This is a genomic window from Pedobacter sp. AW31-3R, from assembly GCF_052180285.1.
In the GTDB taxonomy this organism is placed as follows: Bacteria; Bacteroidota; Bacteroidia; order Sphingobacteriales; family Sphingobacteriaceae; genus Pedobacter.
The window spans coordinates 6,176,684-6,197,772 of record NZ_CP197475.1 but is presented as its reverse complement, the minus strand read 5'-3'; the positions used below and the strand labels follow the sequence as shown (position 1 = coordinate 6,197,772).

The window sequence follows — 21,089 nt, the reverse complement described above, 5'->3', positions numbered from 1 at the left end:
ACACAAGGAAGATATCAATATCCTATATTATTCCTGTAAAAATATATACATTCAGTAATTTATCATAGCTTGTTAAAAACAGCATTTAAACATTAACCTTTGATCAAAGTGGAAATACAAGTTCTGGTCTTCGGACAACTTACAGAAATTATTGGGAAGACACAGCTGAGTATTCAGGATGTGGCCGATACCGATGCGCTGAACCTGAAGATGCAACAGCGGTTTCCGGGATTAAAGGAGCTGAAATACTTCATCGCCATTAACCACGAGTTGGTTCGTGGCAATACAACTTTAACAGAAACAATGACAGTAGCATTTATGCCACCATTTTCGGGAGGATAACATGGGGAATTTAGATACAAAAAGATACCAGCGACAGATTTTATTGAAAGAATTGGGACTTAGCGGACAGCAGAAGCTGGCCGATGCCAGGGTATTGGTTATAGGGGCTGGGGGATTGGGCTGCCCTGCTTTGCAGTACCTTGCTGCGGCAGGTATAGGGACGCTGGGGATTGTAGACCATGATACGGTAGAGCTGAGTAATCTGCACCGGCAAATTTTATATACCGTAGCAGATGTAGGCTCATCAAAGGCTGAATGTGCTGCAGAACGTCTGCTTCAATTGAATCCGGCAATTGAAGTTATACCTTATTGCCTACAGTTAAATAACAGGAATGCACTTTCAATTATCCGTGAATTTGATATGGTGATAGATGGGTCGGATAATTTTCCTACCCGTTACATGGTAAATGATGCCTGTGTATTGTTGGATAAACCTTTGGTATATGCAGCATTATCGGTGAATGAAGGGCAGCTGGCTATATTTAATGTACCGGACTCCTCGGGTACAAAGGTAAATTACAGGGATGTCTTCCCTGAAGCACCGAAACCGGGAGAGGTGTTAAATTGTGCTGAAGCGGGTGTGCTTGGAGTTTTACCAGGTATTGTGGGAACGATGCAGGCTGCCGAAGTAATTAAGCTGATTACCGGAATCGGAACACCATTAATTAATCAGTTGCTGATCTATAACCTGTATTCACAGCATACGTATAAGCTGAGTTTAAACAGCAATACGGAAGTGGATTCCTTACCGGAAGATGCTGCTGCTTTTATGAAAATGGATTACAATTGGTTCTGCGGGATTAAAACACCGGTGGGCGGCATTTTTGAAATCGATCCGGAAAAATTCCGGGAGTTGGCCGCCGATGCCGATTACACGCTTATTGATGTCCGTGAAGAAGGTGAATTGCCTGAACTCACTGCATTCGAACATCTCAAATTGCCCTTATCGGCATTAAAATTAAAAGTCCCTCCCATTGAAGGCGAGAAGGTTATCGTGCTCTGTTATTCAGGGATCAGAAGTGTAATTGCTGCTGAAGTCCTTGCCAGTGCCTATCCCGAAAAGGAGATCAGCAGCCTCAGAGGCGGGATATTGAAATTGAACGAGGGAGAAAGCGCGACATGAAGCCCATCAATCTGACAGGATTTTAAACAACACATGAGAGAGAAAAAACTTAAAAATATATTCACCAGTGGTGCTATTTCCGCACAGTTTATTGCAGAAAGTATCCTGAAACACCAATCCAATACAAAGATCGGTGCCCACAGTATCTTTCTTGGTCAGGTACGTGCCGACCAGATAGGTGAGGAGCAGGTTACAGGAATAAATTATACTGCATACGAAGAGATGGCCCTCGAGAAAATGTATGGGATAAGAGAAGCGGTCTTCGCAAAATATGCGCTCAGCTGTATGCACGTCCACCATAGTTTGGGTTTAGTGCCTGCTGGAGAAGTCTGCCTTTTTATTTTTACTTCTTCTGCGCACCGCAAAGCCGCCATGGAGGCCTGTGATGAACTGGTAGAACGTATCAAGGCAGAGTTGCCCATCTGGGGAAAAGAGATCTTAACAAATGAATCACATCAGTGGAAAGAAAATAAATAATGGTCAACATCACACATAAATCCAATACCCTGCGCAAAGCAGTAGCGATTGCCATGGTAAAAGTTTCCAGCCAGGACACCATCGATGCCATCCTGGAGAAGAAAGTGCCCAAAGGCGATGTCTTTGAATTTGCAAGGGTGGCAGGATTGTTTGCTGTAAAAAAAACCAGCGATGTGATTCCTGATTGTCATCCACTTCCGGTAGAATATACGGCGATCACCTACGCAGTGGAAGGTCTCCATATTGTGATACGTGTGGAAGTACATACCATTTATAAAACAGGGGTAGAGGTGGAAGCCATGCATGGAGCTGCTGTAACAGCACTTACGCTCTATGATATGCTCAAGCCAATAGATAAAAAAATAGAAATCGAACATATCAGGCTGGAACACAAATCAGGGGGGAAAAGTCAATACCCTGCTGTGACTGGACATGCTTTAAGCTGCGCTGTAATTGTCTGCTCTGACAGTGTAAGTGCAGCTGAAAAACAAGACAGGTCTGGTAAGGCGATCATCAGCAGACTGGAGCAGTTTAAACAGGAAACCAATCATTATGATGTGATCCCTGATGAGTTTGAAAAGATTCAGCAAAAAGTGCTTGAGCTGGTGGAAAAGGATTTTGATCTGGTGCTGTTTACAGGAGGTACAGGATTATCTGCAAGGGATGTTACCCCTGATGCTATTCGCCCTTTGCTGGATACCGAAATTCCTGGTATAATGGAAACTGCGAGAAACTATGGACAGGAGAGGATGCCTTATGCTATGTTTTCCAGAGGCGTAGCGGGCTTTATTAAGCAAACCCTGGTCATTACCCTGCCTGGAAGTGTAAAGGGCGCTGAGGAAAGCATAGATGCTTTATTTCCAGCTGTCTTGCACGTATTTAAAGTGCGGGAGGGCGCTGGTCACGAATAAATCTTTAACGGCCCAAATCATTGCTGACCAGGCCGTAGATATGAGAAATGAGTATTTTTATGCGGATCTTATTCGTAGCGCAAGGCTTCAATCGGATCAAGTTTCGATGCTTTTACCGCTGGATAATAGCCGAAGAATATTCCGGTAACGGCACATACCAGGAAGGAGATCACAATAGATGATTCAGATATCACGGTTGGCCAGTTGAGCAGGGAGGAAACGATGAGCGAAGAGGAAACACCCAGGATCACCCCAATGACCCCTCCCGTAATACTAATCATAACGGCCTCGATGAGGAATTGAAGTAATATGTCTATTCCTCTTGCCCCTATAGACATTCTCAAACCTATTTCACGGGTTCTTTCCGTTACGGATACATACATAATGTTCATGATACCAATACCACCGATCACCAGCGATATACCTGCTACTGCTGTCAGCAAGGTGGTCATCATGCTGCTGGTGGAATTCAGCATCGTCATCAGCTCTGCCTGTGTCCTGATCTGAAAATCATCCTGTTCATCGGCTCTTAGTCCATGAGATTCCCTCAAGATTTCAGTGGCTTCTGAAACGGCTGCATCAGATGCACTTTCTGTAGTCGCTGAAGCATAAATCTGTCCAAAATAGATGGACGAAAGTACCCGTTTTTGTACTGTGGTATAGGGAGCAATAATGATATCGTCCTGATCCTGACCGAAATTGCTTGTCCCTTTTGGCGTGAGTACCCCAATCACCTGGAAGGGGATTTTTCCGAAACGGATAACTTTACCCAGCGGGGATTCTCCATTGGGGAATAAATTATCCACTACCGTCTTCCCCAAAAGGCATACTTTTGCTGAAGATTTTACATCCTGTTCTGAGAAAACAATCCCATCTTTTACGGTAAGCTTCCTGATGTCCAGGTATTCCGGACTTACGCCGTAGATACTGGTGGGCCAGTTTGCGGCACCATTGATCGATTGTCCGCTGGAACTCGCCTGCGGAGAAATCAGTGCAATGTCAGCTGCATTTTTCTGCAAGGCATTGACGTCCTTAATTGTCAGGCTGTTGATGCTGCTGCCCATCATTCTTGCGCCTCCAGGTTCATTGCTGTAAGGCATGATGGTAATCATATTTGAGCCCATACTGGATAACGAAGCATTGATGCTTTGTTTGGAGCCTTCGCCAATAGACATCATGGTAATTACAGAGGCTACCCCTATAATTATGCCCAGCATCGTCAGCAATGCACGTAATTTATTTCGTTGCAGTGCTTTAATTGCAAGCATGATGAGGTTAATAATCTTCATATCCTAACTAATTAATAATCGTCCGTTTCAGGAAGCGCATCAAGTGCTTCCCTGGCAGAACGACGGTTTATATTCTCTGTATCTTTCTGGACTTTTCCGTCCCTTAACATCACAGTCCTGCTGCTGAATCCTGCGATATCTGGTTCATGGGTGACAAAAACAATGGTTTTACCATTTGAGTTCAACTCCTGCATCAGCGACATGATTTCATAGGAGGTACGGGTATCCAGGTTTCCTGTAGCCTCATCTGCAAGAATCATCACCGGTTCATTCACCAGGGCACGGGCAATGGCAACACGTTGTTGCTGGCCACCAGATAACTGGTTGGGGGTGTGGTCAAATCTTCCGTCCAGCTTTACGGCCTGTAATGCGGCTATAGCCCTTTCCTGTCTTTCTTTGGAACTGATCAATGGATTGTACAGTAAAGGAAGCTCTACATTCTCCAAGGCTGAAGTACGTGGCAACAAGTTATACGCCTGGAAAACAAATCCGATTTTGGTGTTCCTTAGTTTTGCCAGCTCGTCCCTTGAAAGTTCTTTTACGTTTACCTTATCGAGCAGGTAGGTGCCATGACTGGGCTTGTCAAGACAACCCAGCATGTTCAGCAAGGTGGTTTTTCCTGATCCGCTACTGCCCATTATGGTCACAAATTCCCCTGCATTTACATCAAACGAGACTCCTTTCAATGCTCTTACTGTTTCGGTGCCCATCGTAAATTCCCTTTTTACGTCATGGATCTCAAGAATCTTACCCATTATTTTTTTCCTGGTCTTTTGGGCATGAAAGGACTGGAGCCTGCCTGAGGCACATTAGCCGCTACAGTCTCTGTACCAGTAGCTACAATTTCTTCTGATGTAAGTCCGTCAAGCACCTGTACATGTGTATTGTCATTTAATCCTGCCGTGATTTTCTTCTGAATCAGTTTACTGCCCTGTATCACCCACACATAACTATCGGCAACTTTGGTCGTTTCTCCCTTGGTCTGAGCTGCTGCGGTTTTGTGCGCTGCAGAGGCCAGATCCTTAATAGGCACGATGGTATACTGTTTGGTCAAGCTGGAATCTGGACTGAATTTTAATGCTTTTGCAGAAATCAACAAGGCATCCTTTACCTCTTTGGTATAGATTACAATACTTGCTGTCATTCCCGGTTTTAGTTTTTTATCATCATTCGGTGCTTCAATAAGGGTAGTGTAAGTGACCACATTCGATGAAATGGCCGGATTTAAACGAATTTCTTTCACTGTTCCGTTAAACACGTCATTAATGAAGGCATCTACTGTAAAGGTGGCTCTTAATCCCTTAATTACTTCACCTATATCAGCTTCATCTACATCAGCTTCAACCTGCATCTTTGTGATGTCTTTCGCTATCGTGAAAATCGTTGGTGTGCTATAGCTTGCAGCAACAGTCTGGCCCACACTTACGCTTCTGCTCAGCACAACTCCGTCTATCGGAGAGTAGATCTGTGTGAATGATACATTTCTTTCTGCTGAACGAAGTTGTGCTTTTACACTGTTCACACTTGCCTTAGCAGCCTGGTAAGTACTGAGGGCAAGATCATAATCTGCTTTACTGATCGCACCTGTGGCAAATAGTTGCTGCTGGCGTTTGAAGTTCGCCGACTGGTAAATTTCTGTACTTTGCGCCTGCTGCAGCCCGGCTTTGTATTGGTCTACGGTAGCCTGTAACAATACCGGGTCAAGCTGCGCAAGTAGTTGTCCTTTTTTAACAGTAGAGTTAAAATCGGCGTACATGGCAGAAACAGTACCTGATACCTGTGTACCTACAGTAACCGTATCAACGGGCTGTATCGTCCCTGTTGCTGTTACACTGGTGGAGATCTCTCCAATGGTTGGCTTTTCTGTGCTGAGGGTTACAGGTTGTTCTGTTTTCCTTAAAAAGAAGTACCATATCAGTCCGCAAAGGACAACAATGGAAACTATGGTCAGGATAATTTTTTTAGACTTCATATATTATAATTTTATAGGTATTCCAATGTAAAACTCATAAATTCTGGCTGCGAGTGCAGCGTTGTATTTTGCCTGTATGAAAGACTGCAAGGCCTGTACATACAAATTCCTTTGCTGATAGAAGTCATAAATATTCGCTGACCCTATTCTCAGTTCTTCATTCGAAATGCGGTAAAGTTCCTTGTTGTAGTTGAGTTGTTCTGTCGCAGATACAAATTGGTTCTTTGCATTCTGGACGGTGATAAACGCCTGCTCTGTAGTTAGTTCTAATGCGGTTTTTGCGTTTTGCAAGGTGTTTTTGGATTGTTCCATCACTATTCTCGCCTTCGCGACTGCTGTTTTATTTTGTCTTTTGGTAAAGATTGGAATAGAAAGGGTTAGTCCGGCCTGTTGATAAAAATTGTTATCAAACTGCCTGAAGGTATTGTATGTCGGGTCATTTGCGAAGCTGGTTCCCATACCTGCTCCAAGGGAGAGGGTAGGCAGGTAGCCTGTTTTTGCCTTTTGTACATTCAGATCAGCAATACGTACCCCCAGTTCTGCATTTTTTATTTCAGGACGATTTTCCAGGGCATATTGCTGTACGCTGCTCAGGTCCGGAATAATGCCGTCAGATAATACCGTATCTGGTTTAACGACATCAAAATCACGGGATTCAGGAAGCTGTAACAATTGTTTTAGGGTGATCTTATCCTGACGTTCTGCATTTACAGCCGTTGTGAGGTTATAATTATCTCCTGCCAGTTGTGCTTCGAACTGAATGACCTCTTTTTTTGCTACACTACCTGCAGTGAAACGGCGCTGTGCCTGGGCCAGCTGTGCCCTGGAAGTCTTGACCAGGTCCTGATTGTAGATGATACTCTCTTTATCTACCAGGATATTCAGGTAAGCCTGTGTAATCTGTAGGGTAATGTCATTTTCGCTTTCCAGTACACTAAAGTTTGCAGACTGTACAGAGAGGTCTTTCTGCTGAATATCTTTTTTAAGATACCCTCCCTGATATAAAGTCCATGCAGAACTTAGTCCGTAGGAACCTGAAGAGTTAATTCCTGATCCGGAGTTGTTCAGGTTGACATGGTTATAAGATAATGAACCCGATGCGGCAAGATCCGGAAGCAGGGCTGACTTTGCCAGCAGCTTATCTTCTTCGGCACTTTGCTTATCGAGCCGCAGGTTTTTAAGCGTAATGTTATTGCGCTTTGCATATTGCAGGCAAGCCTCGAGGTCCCATACCGGGGGAATTCCCTTTGCTGCTGTTGTATCTTGGCCGAATCCTTTAAAAAAAGACAGGCTAAGGAAGATCAGGAGCAGGCTTTTAATTGTGAATTGTGACATATACTGCTATTAAAATCGTTGTTAACTGGTCAAATCAACAGTTCTTTACCTGATAAAAAAAATCGAATAGACAGATGCCCTAAACAAACCGACAGGGAGGCAATTATTCAGGATGTAGAGATTTGGAGTTTTCTGAACATGTTCGTTACCTTGTACCCACCTAAGCAGGCTTAAATTTAGAAACAGATGATAGCATTGAAAAGCCGTTCGTATATTACCGTTTTGCTTCACGTCTTATTGTGGACAGTATTTGCATTTATTCTCCTTTTTTATCTTCCGTTTTCATGGAACATCAGGTTTCCTCCTGAATTCTGGATGAAGCAGGCGTTTATTTTGGCGGTATTGGTGCTGGTATTTTATTTCAACAGTTATATCCTCGTCCCAAAAGTGCTGTTGAAGAATGATAACCTTCTTTTTGTGCTCTTCGTTGTGATCCTATGCCTGTTGGCTGGTGCGGCGGTAAAGGAGGTCGATCACCTGTTATCCTTGCCCCAGCTGATGGAGAAAGCTTTTCTTGAAATAGGCATTATTAAGCCCAAAAGAGAAGAAAGTATTGATGTTTTTCAGGTCATGGTAAGCTTCGCAACGATTGGTATCAGTACAAGTGTTACGCTTATCCAAACCTGGCAGGTTGATAAGCAAAGCCGTGAGGCACTGGAAAAGGAGAAAATCGTATCTGAACTCTCTTACCTGAAATCACAGATCAATCCCCACTTCTTTTTCAATACCTTAAACAACATCTATGCGCTCACCCATGTGGATGTTGAAACTTCAAGAAGTGCATTGCATAAATTATCAAGGATGATGCGTTATTTATTATATGATACGCAAGCTGGTATCACCCCTTTAAGCAAGGAGATCTCTTTTATCGCAGATTATATGGAATTGATGAAACTCAGGCTGCATGATACCACCATTGTCAATTTTGTAGCGCCTGTGATTGTTAATGATGTACAGATCGCACCCATGCTTTTTTTGCCTTATATTGAAAATGCTTTTAAGCATGGGGTCAGTACTACGCTTCCATCCGTTATCGCTATAGAAATGAAAATAGAAGATCATGTGCTTTCTATGACGGTGAGAAACACGATCTTCAGTGACCACACGGTTACCGCGGATGAATATGGTGGAATAGGCCTGACCAATACCAAGAGGAGACTGGATTTGTTATATCCCGGTCGGCATACCTTCTCGGCTGTTAAAGCTGATGATACGAATGAATTTATTGTAAATTTAACTTTAATGTTGGACAATGCTTAAATGTATAGCGGTAGATGATGAGCCCCTGGCATTGGGACTCCTCTGTAGTTTTATTGAAAAAACGCCATTCCTTAACTTGACAGCGAGTTTTTCGAGCGGTATCAAAGCAATGGAGATGCTGCATGGAGAACAGGTGGATCTGATCTTCCTTGATATTCAGATGCCGGATTTAACAGGGATACAGATGGCCCGTTTACTGGAAGGACAACCTGGAAGCGGTAAGCCAAGGGTTATCTTTACTACGGCATTTAATAATTTTGCTTTGGAGGGATATAAGGTTGATGCCCTTGACTATCTGCTGAAACCTTTTGATTATGAAGAATTCCTTAAGGCAGCGAATAAAGCCAGGGCTTATGCGGAATTGATCAGGCCTCAGGTTCCTGCTGTCACTTCAATTGTAGAGGAGGATGGTTATATCTTTCTAAAAGTGGAATATCAGCTTGTAAGGGTTGCAGTAAAAGATATTTTATATATCGAAGGGTTAAAAGATTATGTAAAAGTATACCTTGAAAATACAGACAAACCTTTACTTACGCTAACGAGTTTAAAAGCACTTGAACAAAAGCTTCCTGCAAAAAAATTTATGCGTATCCACAGATCTTATATTATATCGCTGGATAAGGTCAGTGCAGTCACGAAAAATAGTTTGACAATTGCTGAACAGACCATCACTATCGGAGAGCTGTACAAAGATGCATTTTCTGCTTATCTGAGTAAGTGGATGTAGTCAATAAAACCAATGTATACAGTTTCCTGTATACATTGGTGAAAGCTCATACTGTTCTATTTGGTTAGAAAAGGTTTGTTGTTTCTTTGCTTTTACACAAAGTGTTTCTTTTTGGTTAGAAAAGGTCTTCATTGCTTTGCTGTTACACAAGGCGTTTCTTTTTGGTTAGAAAAGGTTGTAGTTACTTTGCTTTTACGCAAAGTGTTTCTTTTTGGTTAGAAAAGGTTTGTTTTTGCGTTGCTCTCACACCGCGTATTTATTTGGTTGTTTTTAGTTTACTTTTCCCGTATGCTAATATTGTACAAAGTTTGTCAAATCATCATACGGTTTATATTTGGTTAGTTTGTGTCGTTGTTTCCGTAACACTAAGTCAAAGCTAAAATTTATTTTAATAGCTTCAACTATAATTGTTAAAAATTGTTAAAATAAAATGTAATATTCTGTATATCAGTGTTATAAAATTAAAATAAGTGTCATTTTCATGTCTTTTAGTGTGTTTTTAAGCCTGTTTTTTGAATCATTTTGATGGTGTAATATGTACACTATGTTAAAATAGTATTACTACCTATTAAAGATCAAAGGATGTCTGCTGGGCGTAAAATCGGCTAAAATTTTTAAACGTTTCTTTAACGTTTATTAATAAAAGGGGATAAAATCCTATTAAAAGGGGCTAAAATCGTGTAAACGCGAATAAAATACTTTTTTTGGAGAATTGAGCCCAATAATAAGAAGATTTGGACTCCATTTTACCCCTGTTTAAGACCCGTTAAATTTATTTATAAATTGATAAATTCAACGGGTTTGAGCTGATGCCAGGAGGACAAAACTGTTGTAAAGATTCTCACCTGCCCCAAACATGCGCACAGCAATGATGAACTGTTCAAAGAATCTCTGAACAACTTTTAATGAAGCATAGTTTTTGCCAGCGAGAAGTTTTAGCAGGTTCAGCGAAAGATTCACCTGCCGGATGTAGTCTTGATCCTTCTAGGCAAGGGTACAGACGGCTGGGCAGTTTACTTTGCCTATTCCCTTTATATAAGTATGACAATGGCAGGAAACAAAAGCAGTTAAATATTATTTTGCTTCGGGTCTAGATCCGGCTTAAGGAAATGCAAGGGCAGAGTCCTTATTGAACCCTGGTTAAAAACAGTCCATCTCATGAACTTTCGATGGATGCGGAGGGATACTGAGCGGGGGAGCATAATGATCCACAAATGCTTTCCCGGATTTTTTATGTTCCCGTTAGCCTGCTAAGGAAGAAATTGGCGCATAAATTGTAGTTTAGGAAAAATTAAAAACAATTGTTCCTACCATCCATATGTCAAGACTTCTCACATTCCTTTCATTTTCCCTTTTGACCTTTCTGTATTCCTGTTCTTCGGTTTATATGCCCAATGTACCCAATACGCCTATGCTGACCACAAAAGGAGAATTTAGCGGGGGTGCCCACATCTCCTTAAAAGGAAATGGAAACTTTAATGGTGCATATGCCGTATCAAACCATATTGGTGTCCTGCTCAGCGGGGCTTACATGAAATATGAACGTAACAGGAAAGATTTTGAACATCAACTCATAGAAGCTGGTGCCGGATATTTCGACACCTTTGGGCCGAATAAGAACAGGATCATAGAAGTGTACGCAGGAATAGGCTCCGGAAAGACTTTGCGTACCTACCGTGAGTTTGATTCCGGGGTATTGGTGCGTACGGAATTGCAAAAGGTTGATTATAGTAAAACATTCCTGCAGGTGAATTATAGTTCAAAAAAGAATAAAAACCTGCATCTGTTCGGGAATGATTATCCCATAAATTATGGGACAGCACTGCGCATCAGCCATGTAGGGATGGATGCTTTTTTAATTGACGGTATTGCACGGCCTAAAGAGGATAATATTTACCTTGAACCTATATTCTTTACCAGAATGCGTTTGAGTGATGCTGTACAGCTTCAATATACCAGCAGCGGGAATTTTGGACTGAAGAACAGGAAGTATATGACCGCCGGCAACTCCATTTTTAGTATTGGTGCCGTGATCAATGTGGGGGGCATGAAGAAAAATAAAAAACCTCTTTGATCAAATTCTACGTATGGATTTTTGTACCAGTGAGTCTAGTTTTTTCTTCAATGAATCCGGCGAAAACGGTTTAGTTAAATAATCGTCGAGATAGGTATAACTGAAAGATTGCTGAATATCGACTTCGCTCGAAGCCGTAAGGGCAATGATTTTTATATTCGCAATCTCTACATTGGCAAGTGCACGAATCTGTTTGGAGGCTTCAAATCCGTCCATTATTGGCATATGAATATCCATGAGTATGACATCAAATACACCTGTTTTAGCCATTTCCAATGCTTCCATCCCATTCCCGGCCACGGCATAGGTACAGCTCCACTGATCCAGGATTTTCTTCAGCACCATTACATTGATCATATTGTCCTCTGCAATAAGCACATGGAGATTACTGATATCGACTACATTTTTTGCTGTGGTCAGCAGGTCGGTTGGCTGGTATTCTTCTGCCGTGAGCTCATAGGTCAGGTCAAAAGAGAAATTGGAACCCTTATTGACTTCGCTTTTTAACTTTAATTCACTTCCATGGAGTGCAATAAGTCTTTTTACGATGGCCAAACCAAGGCCAGTACCACCATATCTCTTGGTAATGTTATTATTTGCCTGTAAAAAAGGTTCGAATATGATGTCCTGCTTGCTTTCCGGTATTCCTATGCCATTGTCAATTACAGCAAAGGAAAGTGATATTTGTTCTTTAGTCCTGCTGATCGTTTTAATGTTGATCTGTATCAGCCCATTTGCATCCGTAAATTTAATGGCATTGGAAACCAGGTTATTCAGGATCTGAATGAGCCTGGTCTGGTCTCCTATCACATAGGGCAGGTCATTGTCAAGGTCTATATTCAGCATCATGTTTAAACCCTTTTGCTGTACTTTGGCGCGAAAGGAGGAGTAAATATTGTGAAGAAGTAGGTTTAGATTGAAAGCCGCTTTATTTAGCGATATTTTATTCTCATTCATTTTACTGAAATCCAGCGTATCATTAATTAATGCGAGCAGATTTTCAGTGGAGAAACGCAGTACGGCCAAGCTCTCTTCCTGGTCTTTTCTTGGATTTTCCACACTTAATAGATTTGTCATGCCAATTACCGCATGCAATGGGGTGCGCAATTCATGAGACATGGAAGAAAGAAAATCGGATCGCATTCTGGTCGCTTCGTTGGCTTCGTTTAATGCCGACTGCAATTGTTCATTCAGTTCCCGCTCTTTTGCCTGACTTAAATAAAATGATTTAAAGAACTCATTGTGCATGACGATAATCAGGATGAAGTTGGCAATCATGGTCAGCATGAAGGTATTGTTGTTGATCTGTGAATCGGTCAGGTAAACTTTGCCGTCCTGTAAACGGGTAAACAACAAATATATGATTACAGGAGATACATTACAGACTGCATAAATAAGTCCCCAGTTTTTTCCGAGGATGTAAAAACTGGAAGAAATGACAATGAGAGAAAGTTGGATCATGACAACGTTGACCCCGTGTTTATATAATACGATGTTTGTCCATATGAAAATACAAAGCGAGATTAAAAATATATGTGCCGAACTCTTCCATTTTTCCTTATAGATCAACAGGTATGCCGCATAAATTAAAGCTCCTATGAATACAACAACCCTGGTTACGATAACCGGATGCGGATGGATGGCTAATATTCCCAAAACAAATACGGCCAAGAGGATCAACAACAATAAGCCGAAAGTTAAAATTCTTATCCTTGCCTGTTGTAAAGGCGCTTCATTGTTTTTAAGCAGGCTCTTGTATCTGTCTGTCAAATTGCTAAAAAAAACCATAGGACTGTGTATGTGTATCTCTATTACGAAATAATCGTTACGCGAGATCTTTTGTTCGTCAATTCAAATAATTAGTTAATAAAACCATTATTTAGAGCAATCTACTCCTTTTTGGAATACTTTGCAAATAATTGTTCTTCTCGTATAACAAAAATAAGGCTTCTTCTGTTCTTTAGGTGCTGTAAAATAGAGTAAACAAGTTTTATTAGTATGTTTGTTCCCAAATTTCACACATGCATATAGATTTTCAAACAAAAATTGGCGTTCTCGGACTGGGATATGTTGGTCTCCCTCTTGCCATAGCGTTTGCGAAAAAATACCCTGTTCTGGGATTCGATATTAATCCTGAGCGCATCAGTGAATTAAAGAATTTTGAAGACAGTACCCGTGAAGCTGATCTGGAAAGTTTAAGGAATTTATTGACACACCACCCTGCTTTCACCTTATCTTCAGCACCTGAGACATTGAAAGATTGCCGAATATATATTATTACTGTTCCTACACCGATTGATCAATTTAAAGTTCCTGATTTAGTTCCATTGCTTAGTGCCAGTAAGCTGGTTGCCGGTTTCCTTAAAAAGGGGGATATTGTGATTTATGAATCTACCGTATATCCTGGATGTACGGAAGAGGATTGTGTGCCAGTGCTGGAGAAGTATTCCGGATTAACATTTAATACTGATTTTTTCTGTGGATATTCTCCGGAAAGAATAAATCCGGGAGATAAAATCAATACGCTTACTAAAATCGTAAAGGTGACTTCAGGTTCTACACCTGATATTGCTGAACAGATAGATACCCTTTATAAAAGCATTATTACCGCAGGAACGCACCAAGCGCCAAGTATAAAAGTAGCCGAAGCATCCAAGGCAATTGAAAATGCACAGCGCGACGTGAATATCTCTTTTGTAAATGAACTGGCCCTGATTTTCGATAAGATGGGCATAGATACCACCGATGTCATTGAAGCTGCGGCGACTAAGTGGAATTTTTTGAAATATAAACCCGGACTTGTCGGCGGCCACTGTATTGGGGTGGATCCCTATTACCTTGCCTATAAATCCAATGCACTGGGATATAACCCACAGGTGATTCTTTCTGGTAGAAATGTGAATGAAAATATGGGTATTTTCGTAGCCAGTAAGGTAGTGAAAATGCTTATTGCCCGTAACGATAGGGTGAAGGGGGATAAAGTACTGATCCTGGGCTTTGCCTTTAAAGAAAATTGCCCCGACATCAGGAATACGCGGGTACTTGATATTTACAAAGAACTCCTGCAATTTGGTGTAATTGTGGATATATATGATCCCTGGGCAAATGCTAAAGAGGTTAAATCAGAATACGGGATAGTGCTTCAGCCTCAGTTGCTCCGGAAAGATTATAAGGCTATCATTCTTGCTGTAGCACATCGTGAGTTTCTGGAAATAGATTATCAGGCCTATAAAAATAATGGCACAATTGTATTTGATACAAAATCTTTTATTGACCGTAAATTTGCAGATGCCAGACTTTAATCCTGTTGGAACAATCATTGTATCGCTCTTTTTGTAGTTGAGCATAAGCTTTTTAGCTGAAATTTGCCGGAAGGGAAAGTACTGACTATAAATTGAAAGTTGTCAGAATGTAAAACTTTCAGCAATTCAGCTAATTTTATCTATTAATTAGCTGATATATGATTGAAATTACAAGTTGATTTCTATTTTTGCGCTGATTAAGAACGGTTGACAAATTTATTAGCCTACTTATAAATAAAGAATAACCCAATCAATAATGCAAAACCAAGAAAATAAAATCAAAGTTGCAATCCTGGGCGTGGGTAATTGCGCCAGCTCACTTGTACAAGGTGTAGAGTATTATACAGAATTTACAGATAAAACATCAGGCTTAATGGCTGATGACATTGGTGGTTACAAAGCAGCAAACATTGAATTTGTTTGCGCCTTTGATGTAGACGACAGAAAGATTGGTCTTTCTCTTAAAGACGCTATCTTCGCGAAACCAAATTGTACGATCGTATTAAATGCGAACATTAAAACTGAGGCACCCGTATACAGGTCTCCTGTAATCGACGGTGTATCTCCACAAATGATTGCTTATCCTGAAGCAAACAGGTTTTTAGTTAAAGAAGAGCTTAAAACAACAGATTCACTGATTGATGGTGTAGACTACGATAGAAATCTTGTAAGTACTTTAAGGGCTGAAATTATTGAGCAATTGCTTAAGCATAAAGCTGAAGTTCTGATTAACTACCTGCCAGTAGGATCTCAGTTAGCTACAGAGTTTTATGCAGAAATCTGTATAGAATTGGGTATTTCCCTGGTGAACTGTATCCCTGTATTTATTGCATCAGATCCGGTTTGGGAACAAAAATTCATTACTGCAGGAATTCCTATTATTGGTGATGATATGCGCAGTCAGTTTGGTGCAAGTATTGTTTCACAGATGCTTCAGGAACTTGCCTTTGAAAGAGGCCACCATGTAAAAGCACATATCCAAAGAAATGTTGGTGGAAATACTGACTTCCTTAATATGGAAGATAAAAACAGACTGAAGTCTAAAAAGATCTCTAAAGAAAATGTAATCAGGGCCCAGAATGATATCAGGGGTATTTCAACTGAAGATAGTTTCTTACATGCAGGTCCTTCAGAATATATTGCATTTTATGGAGACAATAAAGTAGCCAACTTCCGTCTGGAATTGGAAGGTTTTATGGGGGCTCCGGTAATCTTTGATGCACAGTTGTCGGTTCAGGATTCTCCGAACTCTGCTGGTGTGGTTATCGATGCCATCAGATACGTATATGTAGCAAGGGAATTGGGTTTGGTAGGTGCTTTGAGAGGCCCATCAGCTTCAACCCAAAAAACACCACCAGAGCAAATGATGTTCAGTGATGCGATTTATGAATGCCACTCTTTGGCCAAACGTCAGCTGACAGAATCTACTAAAAAACAACTAAAGAAATAATTCTTTCTATTGTATGATTTTTTTTGCCGCAACAGGATGACTGCTGCGGCTTTTTCTTTTTTATGGGAAATATGGTTCAATATATTTCACCTAAACTTTACATAAGCTTAATCTTTTCCGTCAAAAACTCCAAATAGTGGCCAATAATTTTGTATTCTTATGGATACTAAGATTATAAGCAACCTTAGAGAAGGCAACCTTACTGTATTTAATACTGTCTACGAGTTGTATCACCCACAGATATATAGTTTCATAAATCACAAAACACAATCAGATTTTCTAGCGGAAGAAGTAGTGCAATTGACCTTTATCAGGTTATGGCAACAGCGTGAAGCGCTACAGGAAAATGTAGAACTGAACATTCAGTTGTTTGGGATGGCCAGGCAGGTAATGATTGATGAATTACGTAAAGAAGCCACCCGTTCAAGACATAACAGCGAATCTGCGCTAAATCCTTTTTCCGATAGTCTGATGAAAATGATCGAAAGCAGGGATATGCTTAAACATTTTGAAGATGAAATTGAAAATCTTCCTCGCATCCGTAAGATGGTCTTCAACCTGAGCAGAAAGCAAGGACTCAGTCACAAGGAAATTGCCGAAATTCTCTCCATCTCCCCTAAAACCGTAGAAGCACATATTGGTAAAGTACTTTCCAGACTCCGCCAGTACATGTACAGCATTTTTTTGTAGTATATTAAGTAATTGTTAACTCGTAAGGGATAGCTGCCTGGCATACGTAATGTTAGTATGAAGGCTAAAAAACGTCATTACTTTACACTCCGCTCTAAAGGTTCTGATTACACAAAAAAAATTCAGGAAATCTTTAGTGATGAGGAATGGAATGAACACCAACAACAGCAGGAGCTACCGAAAGGAACATCAGAGAAAATGTATGGTGTGATCCTGCAAAAGGTATTACAGGTTACAGAGAAGGAAAATAAGAAATATAAGCTGAAAGCGCTTGTCTTCAGGACGGGAAAATATGCCGCTGCCGCTGCTGTGTTCCTCGTGATTGCATTTGGTATATGGTTGAGCCGCCCACCTGCTACTGTACAGCAGAATAAAGAACTTGCATCAACGGTATTACCTGTGCCGCAACCGAAAGTATGGGAAGTGGTGACGAATAGCAACCATACAAAAAAAATGGTGCAACTGCCCGATTCTTCTATAGTCACACTTTATCCTGAAGGTATCCTGAAGTATGAAAGAGGATTGACCGGACCTTTGCGTAATGTATACCTTACCGGCCTGGCTTATTTCAAGGTGAAACGAAATCCGGAACGCCCTTTCAGTGTTTATGCCGGGGGACTGAAAACTACTGCCTTGGGAACCTCTTTTACCATTAACACCATAGCAGGCAAACAGCATACTTCTGTAAAGCTGCATACCGGTAAAATTGTTGTCATTCCTGAATCCGCATCTTCAAAACAAGGACCGATGTACCTTTCAAAGGCGGAATCAGAATTGATCTACAACAGAGAGGAGCAATTGTCCCGTATCGTGAAGGTGCCGGCTCCGGTGAAAATACTTCCGGAAGTTTCTCTTGTCAGGGAAGGCAATATCATCACCATGAAAAATATCCCGCTAAAAGAGGTCATCACACTTCTCAGCACTGCTTATCAGGTTAAAATTACAGCAGAAAATAAAGACATCAAAAACATCACTTATACAGGAGAGGTCAATATCGACAAGGAGAATATTGAAAGTGTCCTGCAGGTGATTTGCCTCATCAATAACATGGCTTTATCCAGAGGTGCGGAACAAGAATATATCATTCAAAAAAATACAAACACAACAGTCAAATAAATAACAAACACATATTCATGAACACAATTATGTACTTAAAAAAATTAAAGAGCCTCAGATGCCTAGCCGCACTTGCACTGGTGTGCTCAGCAACGCAGGTTTCTGCGCAGCAAACCCCTGTAAAAGGTGTGGTATTAGACGTATCAGGGCAGCCACTTCCCGGAGTGAGCATCAGGGCCGAACACCAGGGTACAAAGAAAGTGGTAAATACCCGTTCCTCATCAGATGGATTGTTCAGTTTCAGTAACCTTCCTGCTGGTGGGCCATACCGCTTTATTTTCAGTTATATGGGATACCAGACAGACACCTTGTCTAATTATACGCTGAGTGCCGGTCAGCAGGTAGCCTTAAATCTGAAGCTTAAGGAACAACAGAATAACCTCCAGGAAGTCGTTATCGGGTATGGAAAAAGTAAAAGGAATGAAGTGACAGGATCGGTGACTTCCGTAAAACCGGAAGACTTTAACGCGGGCGTGGTGAGTTCTCCCGGGCAGCTTTTACAAGGTAAGGTTGCTGGTATGAATATTACCCGCAGTGGAAATCCGAACGACAAACCTTCAGTGATCCTGAGGGGGCCGTCAAGTTTCAGGAATGGGGCACAAGAGCCTTTCTATGTCATTGACGGAGTTCCCGGAGCATCAATCGATGTAGTCGCACCAGATGATATTACCAGTATGGAAGTCTTGAAAGATGCTTCTTCTACTGCAATTTATGGTTCAAGGGCGGCAAATGGCGTAATCATGATCACTACCCGCAGGGCATCTAAAGGTCAGCCGACATTAAGTTACAGTGCCTATGCAGCTACCGAATCAATTTCTAACGCAATCGATATGGCCAGTGGTGACCAACTGCGCACCTACCTTGCCGATAATGGTAAAACCCTTGATGCGGTAAATAATGATGGCAGCAATACAGACTGGCTTAAGGAGGTGACCAGAACAGGTTTTTCCCACAACCATAACCTGAGTTTAGCTGGTAGCGGAGAAAATTCTTCTTACAGCGCCAGTGTAAATTACCTTGATAATGAAGGAATTATTAAAACCTCTTCCTCAGAGCGTTTTATTGTACGTGGAAATATGGAGCAGCGTATGCTGAACAACCGGTTGAAATTAAACCTGAATGTAACCAACAGCAGCATCACCAATAATAAGATTGCCAGCGAAGTATACAATAATATGTTTACTTTCCTTCCTACGGTAGGTGTCTACGCAGCAGATGGTAGTTATTCTGAGGATCCTTCAAGAACCAAGGGTACAGGAGGATATTATAACCCGGTAGCTTTATTAAATGACAATACCATTCAGGGCAAAACGAACCTAACGCTGATCAATGGATCTGCAAAAGTGAATATCCTGAGGGGACTTGACTTTACCACTATGGGGTCTATCCAGAGGGAGAAGATTGAAGAAAATTTGTATTATAAAAGGTCATCTATGCTCATGCAGGGATTGGGTGGTTATGCCAAACGTTCTTCTATTACCAATACCCAGAAAGTAATAGAGGGTTATTTCAACTATGACAAATCTTTTGGTGACCACAATTTAAAATTCCTTGCCGGATATTCGTGGCAGGAAAACCGGGATGGAGACGGTTTCCAGACTTCGGGACAGGGTTTTGTTTCGGATGAGCTCGGCTGGAATAATCTTGGTCTCGGTAATGGAAATGGGGGTACTGTAGTTGACTATGGTGATATTTATATCTCAACACTGAGACTGATTTCCTTCTATGGTCGCGCCATGTATGACTATAAAGGGAAATATTTATTGCAGGGAACACTGCGTCGTGATGGTTCATCAGCCTTCGGTGCCAATAATCGCTGGGGAATGTTCCCTTCTGTATCTGCCGGATGGAATATCGACCGGGAAGCCTTTATGGCCAATATTAATTTTGTAAGCGCCTTGAAATTCCGTGCAGGTTACGGTGTCTCTGGTAACTCCATTGGTTTCAATGCCTTTACTGCTCAATATCTTAATGGGAAATCTGAGTATTTTCCTTATAATGGAGGGTATCTTCCAGGAATTGGGCCTGCGCAAAATGCAAACCCTAACCTGAAATGGGAGCGTACTGCCACCATGAACCTAGGCTTAGACTTCGAATTGTTTAAAGGAAAGCTATCTGGTGCCCTTGATGTATATGATAAAAAAACTACGGACCTTATTGGTTCTTATGCAGTTACTTTTTCTCAGGGATATCCATTCAATATACTTACTACGAATGTAGGCTCGATGAGCAATAAAGGGATAGAACTCTCGCTGAAAACTACACCGGTAAGAACTAAGGATTTCAGCTGGACAACTGCACTGAACTTGTCACACAATAAGAATGAGATTACCTCAATCTCTAATGAGAAGTTTTTTGCCGAGCAAATTTATACGGCTAATCTGGGTGGCAGAGGACAGTCAGGTAGCGGATATCAGATCATTAAGGAAGGTTTGCCTCTTGGATCTTATTATACTTTAAGATATGCGGGTAAAAATGAAGAGGGCGTGTCTATGTTTTATGATAAAGACGGCAATGCTTCTGCAACCAATAGCGGATTTGATAATTTCACTGTAACAGGTTCTGCACAGCCTAAATTATTATATGGCTGGAATAACACATTTAAATATAAACAATTCGATTTAAATGTATTTATCCGTGGCGTATACGGTAATAAAATCCTGAATGCTACTATGGCAGATATGAATGCGCCGATTTATGCCGCACAAACAAATATTCTGGCAAGTACACTCAATGAATCTATCAAGGATATTAATGCACACTTTGTATCGGACAGGTACCTGGAAAGCGGTTCTTATCTGAGACTGGATAACGCAACCCTAGGATATACTTTTAATATCAAAGGAACGAGATCATTCCGTATTTACGGTGGCGCTAATAACCTGTTTATTATCACTAAATATAAAGGTGTAGATCCAGAGATTGATATGGCAGGACAGACACCAGGTATTGACTACCGTAATTTTTATCCCAAAACACGCACATTCATGTTTGGACTTAGCATGAGTCTTTAATCCATAA

The 21,089-nt window shown here is 41.2% G+C and carries 17 protein-coding genes; 12 read left to right on the top strand and 5 right to left on the bottom strand.

From position 1 onward, the window contains the following. Positions 1-108: 108 nt before the first annotated feature. Genes ACSBL2_RS25250 through moaCB form a run of 4 tightly spaced genes read left to right on the top strand, consistent with a single transcriptional unit; the run spans position 109 to position 2,853 of the window. Complete coding sequence (locus tag ACSBL2_RS25250) at positions 109-342, top strand: MoaD/ThiS family protein (protein ID WP_442589331.1); 234 nt, start codon at positions 109-111, stop codon at positions 340-342. Position 343: 1 nt separating this feature from the next. Further along, positions 344-1,465 carry a ThiF family adenylyltransferase gene (locus tag ACSBL2_RS25245; protein ID WP_442589330.1) on the top strand — a complete coding sequence of 374 codons (1,122 nt, stop codon included), beginning with the start codon at positions 344-346 and terminating at the stop codon, positions 1,463-1,465. A 33-nt stretch (positions 1,466-1,498) separates the two neighbouring features. After that, positions 1,499-1,942 carry a molybdenum cofactor biosynthesis protein MoaE gene (locus ACSBL2_RS25240; protein WP_442589329.1) on the top strand — a complete coding sequence of 148 codons (444 nt, stop codon included), beginning with the start codon at positions 1,499-1,501 and terminating at the stop codon, positions 1,940-1,942. After that, on the top strand, positions 1,942-2,853 hold the full coding sequence (gene moaCB / locus ACSBL2_RS25235) for a bifunctional molybdenum cofactor biosynthesis protein MoaC/MoaB (protein ID WP_442589328.1): 912 nt from the start codon (positions 1,942-1,944) through the stop codon (positions 2,851-2,853). The genes ACSBL2_RS25240 and moaCB overlap by 1 nt, the downstream gene beginning before the upstream one ends. Before the next feature lie 68 nt (positions 2,854-2,921). Here the strand turns inward: moaCB and ACSBL2_RS25230 are convergent, their stop codons facing one another. From ACSBL2_RS25230 to ACSBL2_RS25215, 4 genes are read right to left on the bottom strand one after another with little or no spacing between them, the layout of a single operon-like run. Then, the gene (locus ACSBL2_RS25230; RefSeq protein WP_442589327.1) at positions 2,922-4,142 is read right to left on the bottom strand and encodes an ABC transporter permease; all 1,221 of its coding nucleotides are present in this window, start codon (positions 4,140-4,142) and stop codon (positions 2,922-2,924) included. Between the two features lie 11 nt (positions 4,143-4,153). Beyond that, positions 4,154-4,897 carry an ABC transporter ATP-binding protein gene (locus ACSBL2_RS25225; RefSeq protein WP_442589326.1) on the bottom strand — a complete coding sequence of 248 codons (744 nt, stop codon included), beginning with the start codon at positions 4,895-4,897 and terminating at the stop codon, positions 4,154-4,156. After that, entirely contained in the window at positions 4,897-6,114 is a 1,218-nt protein-coding gene (locus tag ACSBL2_RS25220) for an efflux RND transporter periplasmic adaptor subunit (RefSeq protein WP_442589325.1), read from the bottom strand. The genes ACSBL2_RS25225 and ACSBL2_RS25220 overlap by 1 nt, the downstream gene beginning before the upstream one ends. Positions 6,115-6,117: 3 nt before the next feature. Further along, positions 6,118-7,449: a TolC family protein gene (locus ACSBL2_RS25215; protein WP_442589324.1), complete on the bottom strand. Its 1,332-nt coding sequence runs from the start codon at positions 7,447-7,449 to the stop codon at positions 6,118-6,120. Positions 7,450-7,635: 186 nt separating this feature from the next. Between ACSBL2_RS25215 and ACSBL2_RS25210 the strand changes: the two genes are divergently transcribed. From ACSBL2_RS25210 to ACSBL2_RS25200, 3 genes are all read left to right on the top strand, one after another. Further along, complete coding sequence (locus ACSBL2_RS25210; protein WP_442589323.1) at positions 7,636-8,709, top strand: sensor histidine kinase; 1,074 nt, start codon at positions 7,636-7,638, stop codon at positions 8,707-8,709. Then, on the top strand, positions 8,702-9,436 hold the full coding sequence (locus tag ACSBL2_RS25205) for a LytR/AlgR family response regulator transcription factor (RefSeq protein WP_442589322.1): 735 nt from the start codon (positions 8,702-8,704) through the stop codon (positions 9,434-9,436). Before ACSBL2_RS25210 ends, ACSBL2_RS25205 begins: the two co-directional genes overlap by 8 nt. Positions 9,437-10,754: 1,318 nt before the next feature. Beyond that, positions 10,755-11,510 (top strand): hypothetical protein, encoded by a 756-nt coding sequence (locus tag ACSBL2_RS25200; protein ID WP_442589321.1) that lies wholly within the window; start codon positions 10,755-10,757, stop codon positions 11,508-11,510. Here ACSBL2_RS25200 and ACSBL2_RS25195 read toward each other — a convergent pair whose 3' ends face one another. Beyond that, the gene (locus ACSBL2_RS25195; RefSeq protein ID WP_442589320.1) at positions 11,511-13,280 is read right to left on the bottom strand and encodes an ATP-binding protein; all 1,770 of its coding nucleotides are present in this window, start codon (positions 13,278-13,280) and stop codon (positions 11,511-11,513) included. 251 nt (positions 13,281-13,531) lie between these two features. On the opposite strand from ACSBL2_RS25195, the gene ACSBL2_RS25190 reads away from it, so the two are divergent. The 5 genes from ACSBL2_RS25190 to ACSBL2_RS25170 all read left to right on the top strand — a co-directional run bounded on the left by ACSBL2_RS25190 (position 13,532) and on the right by ACSBL2_RS25170 (position 21,082). Further along, positions 13,532-14,812, top strand: coding sequence for a nucleotide sugar dehydrogenase (locus tag ACSBL2_RS25190; protein ID WP_442589319.1), 1,281 nt, complete (start codon positions 13,532-13,534; stop codon positions 14,810-14,812). A gap of 256 nt (positions 14,813-15,068) precedes the next feature. Continuing rightward, on the top strand, positions 15,069-16,262 hold the full coding sequence (locus tag ACSBL2_RS25185; protein ID WP_442589318.1) for an inositol-3-phosphate synthase: 1,194 nt from the start codon (positions 15,069-15,071) through the stop codon (positions 16,260-16,262). 159 nt (positions 16,263-16,421) lie between these two features. Beyond that, complete coding sequence (locus ACSBL2_RS25180; RefSeq protein ID WP_442589317.1) at positions 16,422-16,952, top strand: RNA polymerase sigma factor; 531 nt, start codon at positions 16,422-16,424, stop codon at positions 16,950-16,952. Positions 16,953-17,009: 57 nt separating this feature from the next. Then, entirely contained in the window at positions 17,010-18,068 is a 1,059-nt protein-coding gene (locus ACSBL2_RS25175; RefSeq protein WP_442589316.1) for a FecR family protein, read from the top strand. 17 nt (positions 18,069-18,085) lie between these two features. Further along, positions 18,086-21,082 (top strand): SusC/RagA family TonB-linked outer membrane protein, encoded by a 2,997-nt coding sequence (locus ACSBL2_RS25170; RefSeq protein ID WP_442589315.1) that lies wholly within the window; start codon positions 18,086-18,088, stop codon positions 21,080-21,082. Positions 21,083-21,089 lie beyond the last annotated feature (7 nt).

Excerpts from the sequence above, each read along its gene's own strand:
- ACSBL2_RS25245 (WP_442589330.1), top strand. The coding sequence starts at position 344 with ATGGGGAATTTAGATACAAAAAGATACCAGCGACAGATTTTATTGAAA.
- ACSBL2_RS25240 (WP_442589329.1), top strand. The coding sequence starts at position 1,499 with ATGAGAGAGAAAAAACTTAAAAATATATTCACCAGTGGTGCTATTTCC.
- moaCB (WP_442589328.1), top strand. The coding sequence starts at position 1,942 with ATGGTCAACATCACACATAAATCCAATACCCTGCGCAAAGCAGTAGCG.
- ACSBL2_RS25230 (WP_442589327.1), bottom strand. The coding sequence starts at position 4,142 with ATGAAGATTATTAACCTCATCATGCTTGCAATTAAAGCACTGCAACGA.
- ACSBL2_RS25225 (WP_442589326.1), bottom strand. The coding sequence starts at position 4,897 with ATGGGTAAGATTCTTGAGATCCATGACGTAAAAAGGGAATTTACGATG.
- ACSBL2_RS25220 (WP_442589325.1), bottom strand. The coding sequence starts at position 6,114 with ATGAAGTCTAAAAAAATTATCCTGACCATAGTTTCCATTGTTGTCCTT.
- ACSBL2_RS25215 (WP_442589324.1), bottom strand. The coding sequence starts at position 7,449 with ATGTCACAATTCACAATTAAAAGCCTGCTCCTGATCTTCCTTAGCCTG.
- ACSBL2_RS25210 (WP_442589323.1), top strand. The coding sequence starts at position 7,636 with ATGATAGCATTGAAAAGCCGTTCGTATATTACCGTTTTGCTTCACGTC.
- ACSBL2_RS25205 (WP_442589322.1), top strand. The coding sequence starts at position 8,702 with ATGCTTAAATGTATAGCGGTAGATGATGAGCCCCTGGCATTGGGACTC.
- ACSBL2_RS25200 (WP_442589321.1), top strand. The coding sequence starts at position 10,755 with ATGTCAAGACTTCTCACATTCCTTTCATTTTCCCTTTTGACCTTTCTG.
- ACSBL2_RS25190 (WP_442589319.1), top strand. The coding sequence starts at position 13,532 with ATGCATATAGATTTTCAAACAAAAATTGGCGTTCTCGGACTGGGATAT.
- ACSBL2_RS25185 (WP_442589318.1), top strand. The coding sequence starts at position 15,069 with ATGCAAAACCAAGAAAATAAAATCAAAGTTGCAATCCTGGGCGTGGGT.
- ACSBL2_RS25180 (WP_442589317.1), top strand. The coding sequence starts at position 16,422 with ATGGATACTAAGATTATAAGCAACCTTAGAGAAGGCAACCTTACTGTA.
- ACSBL2_RS25175 (WP_442589316.1), top strand. The coding sequence starts at position 17,010 with ATGAAGGCTAAAAAACGTCATTACTTTACACTCCGCTCTAAAGGTTCT.
- ACSBL2_RS25170 (WP_442589315.1), top strand. The coding sequence starts at position 18,086 with ATGAACACAATTATGTACTTAAAAAAATTAAAGAGCCTCAGATGCCTA.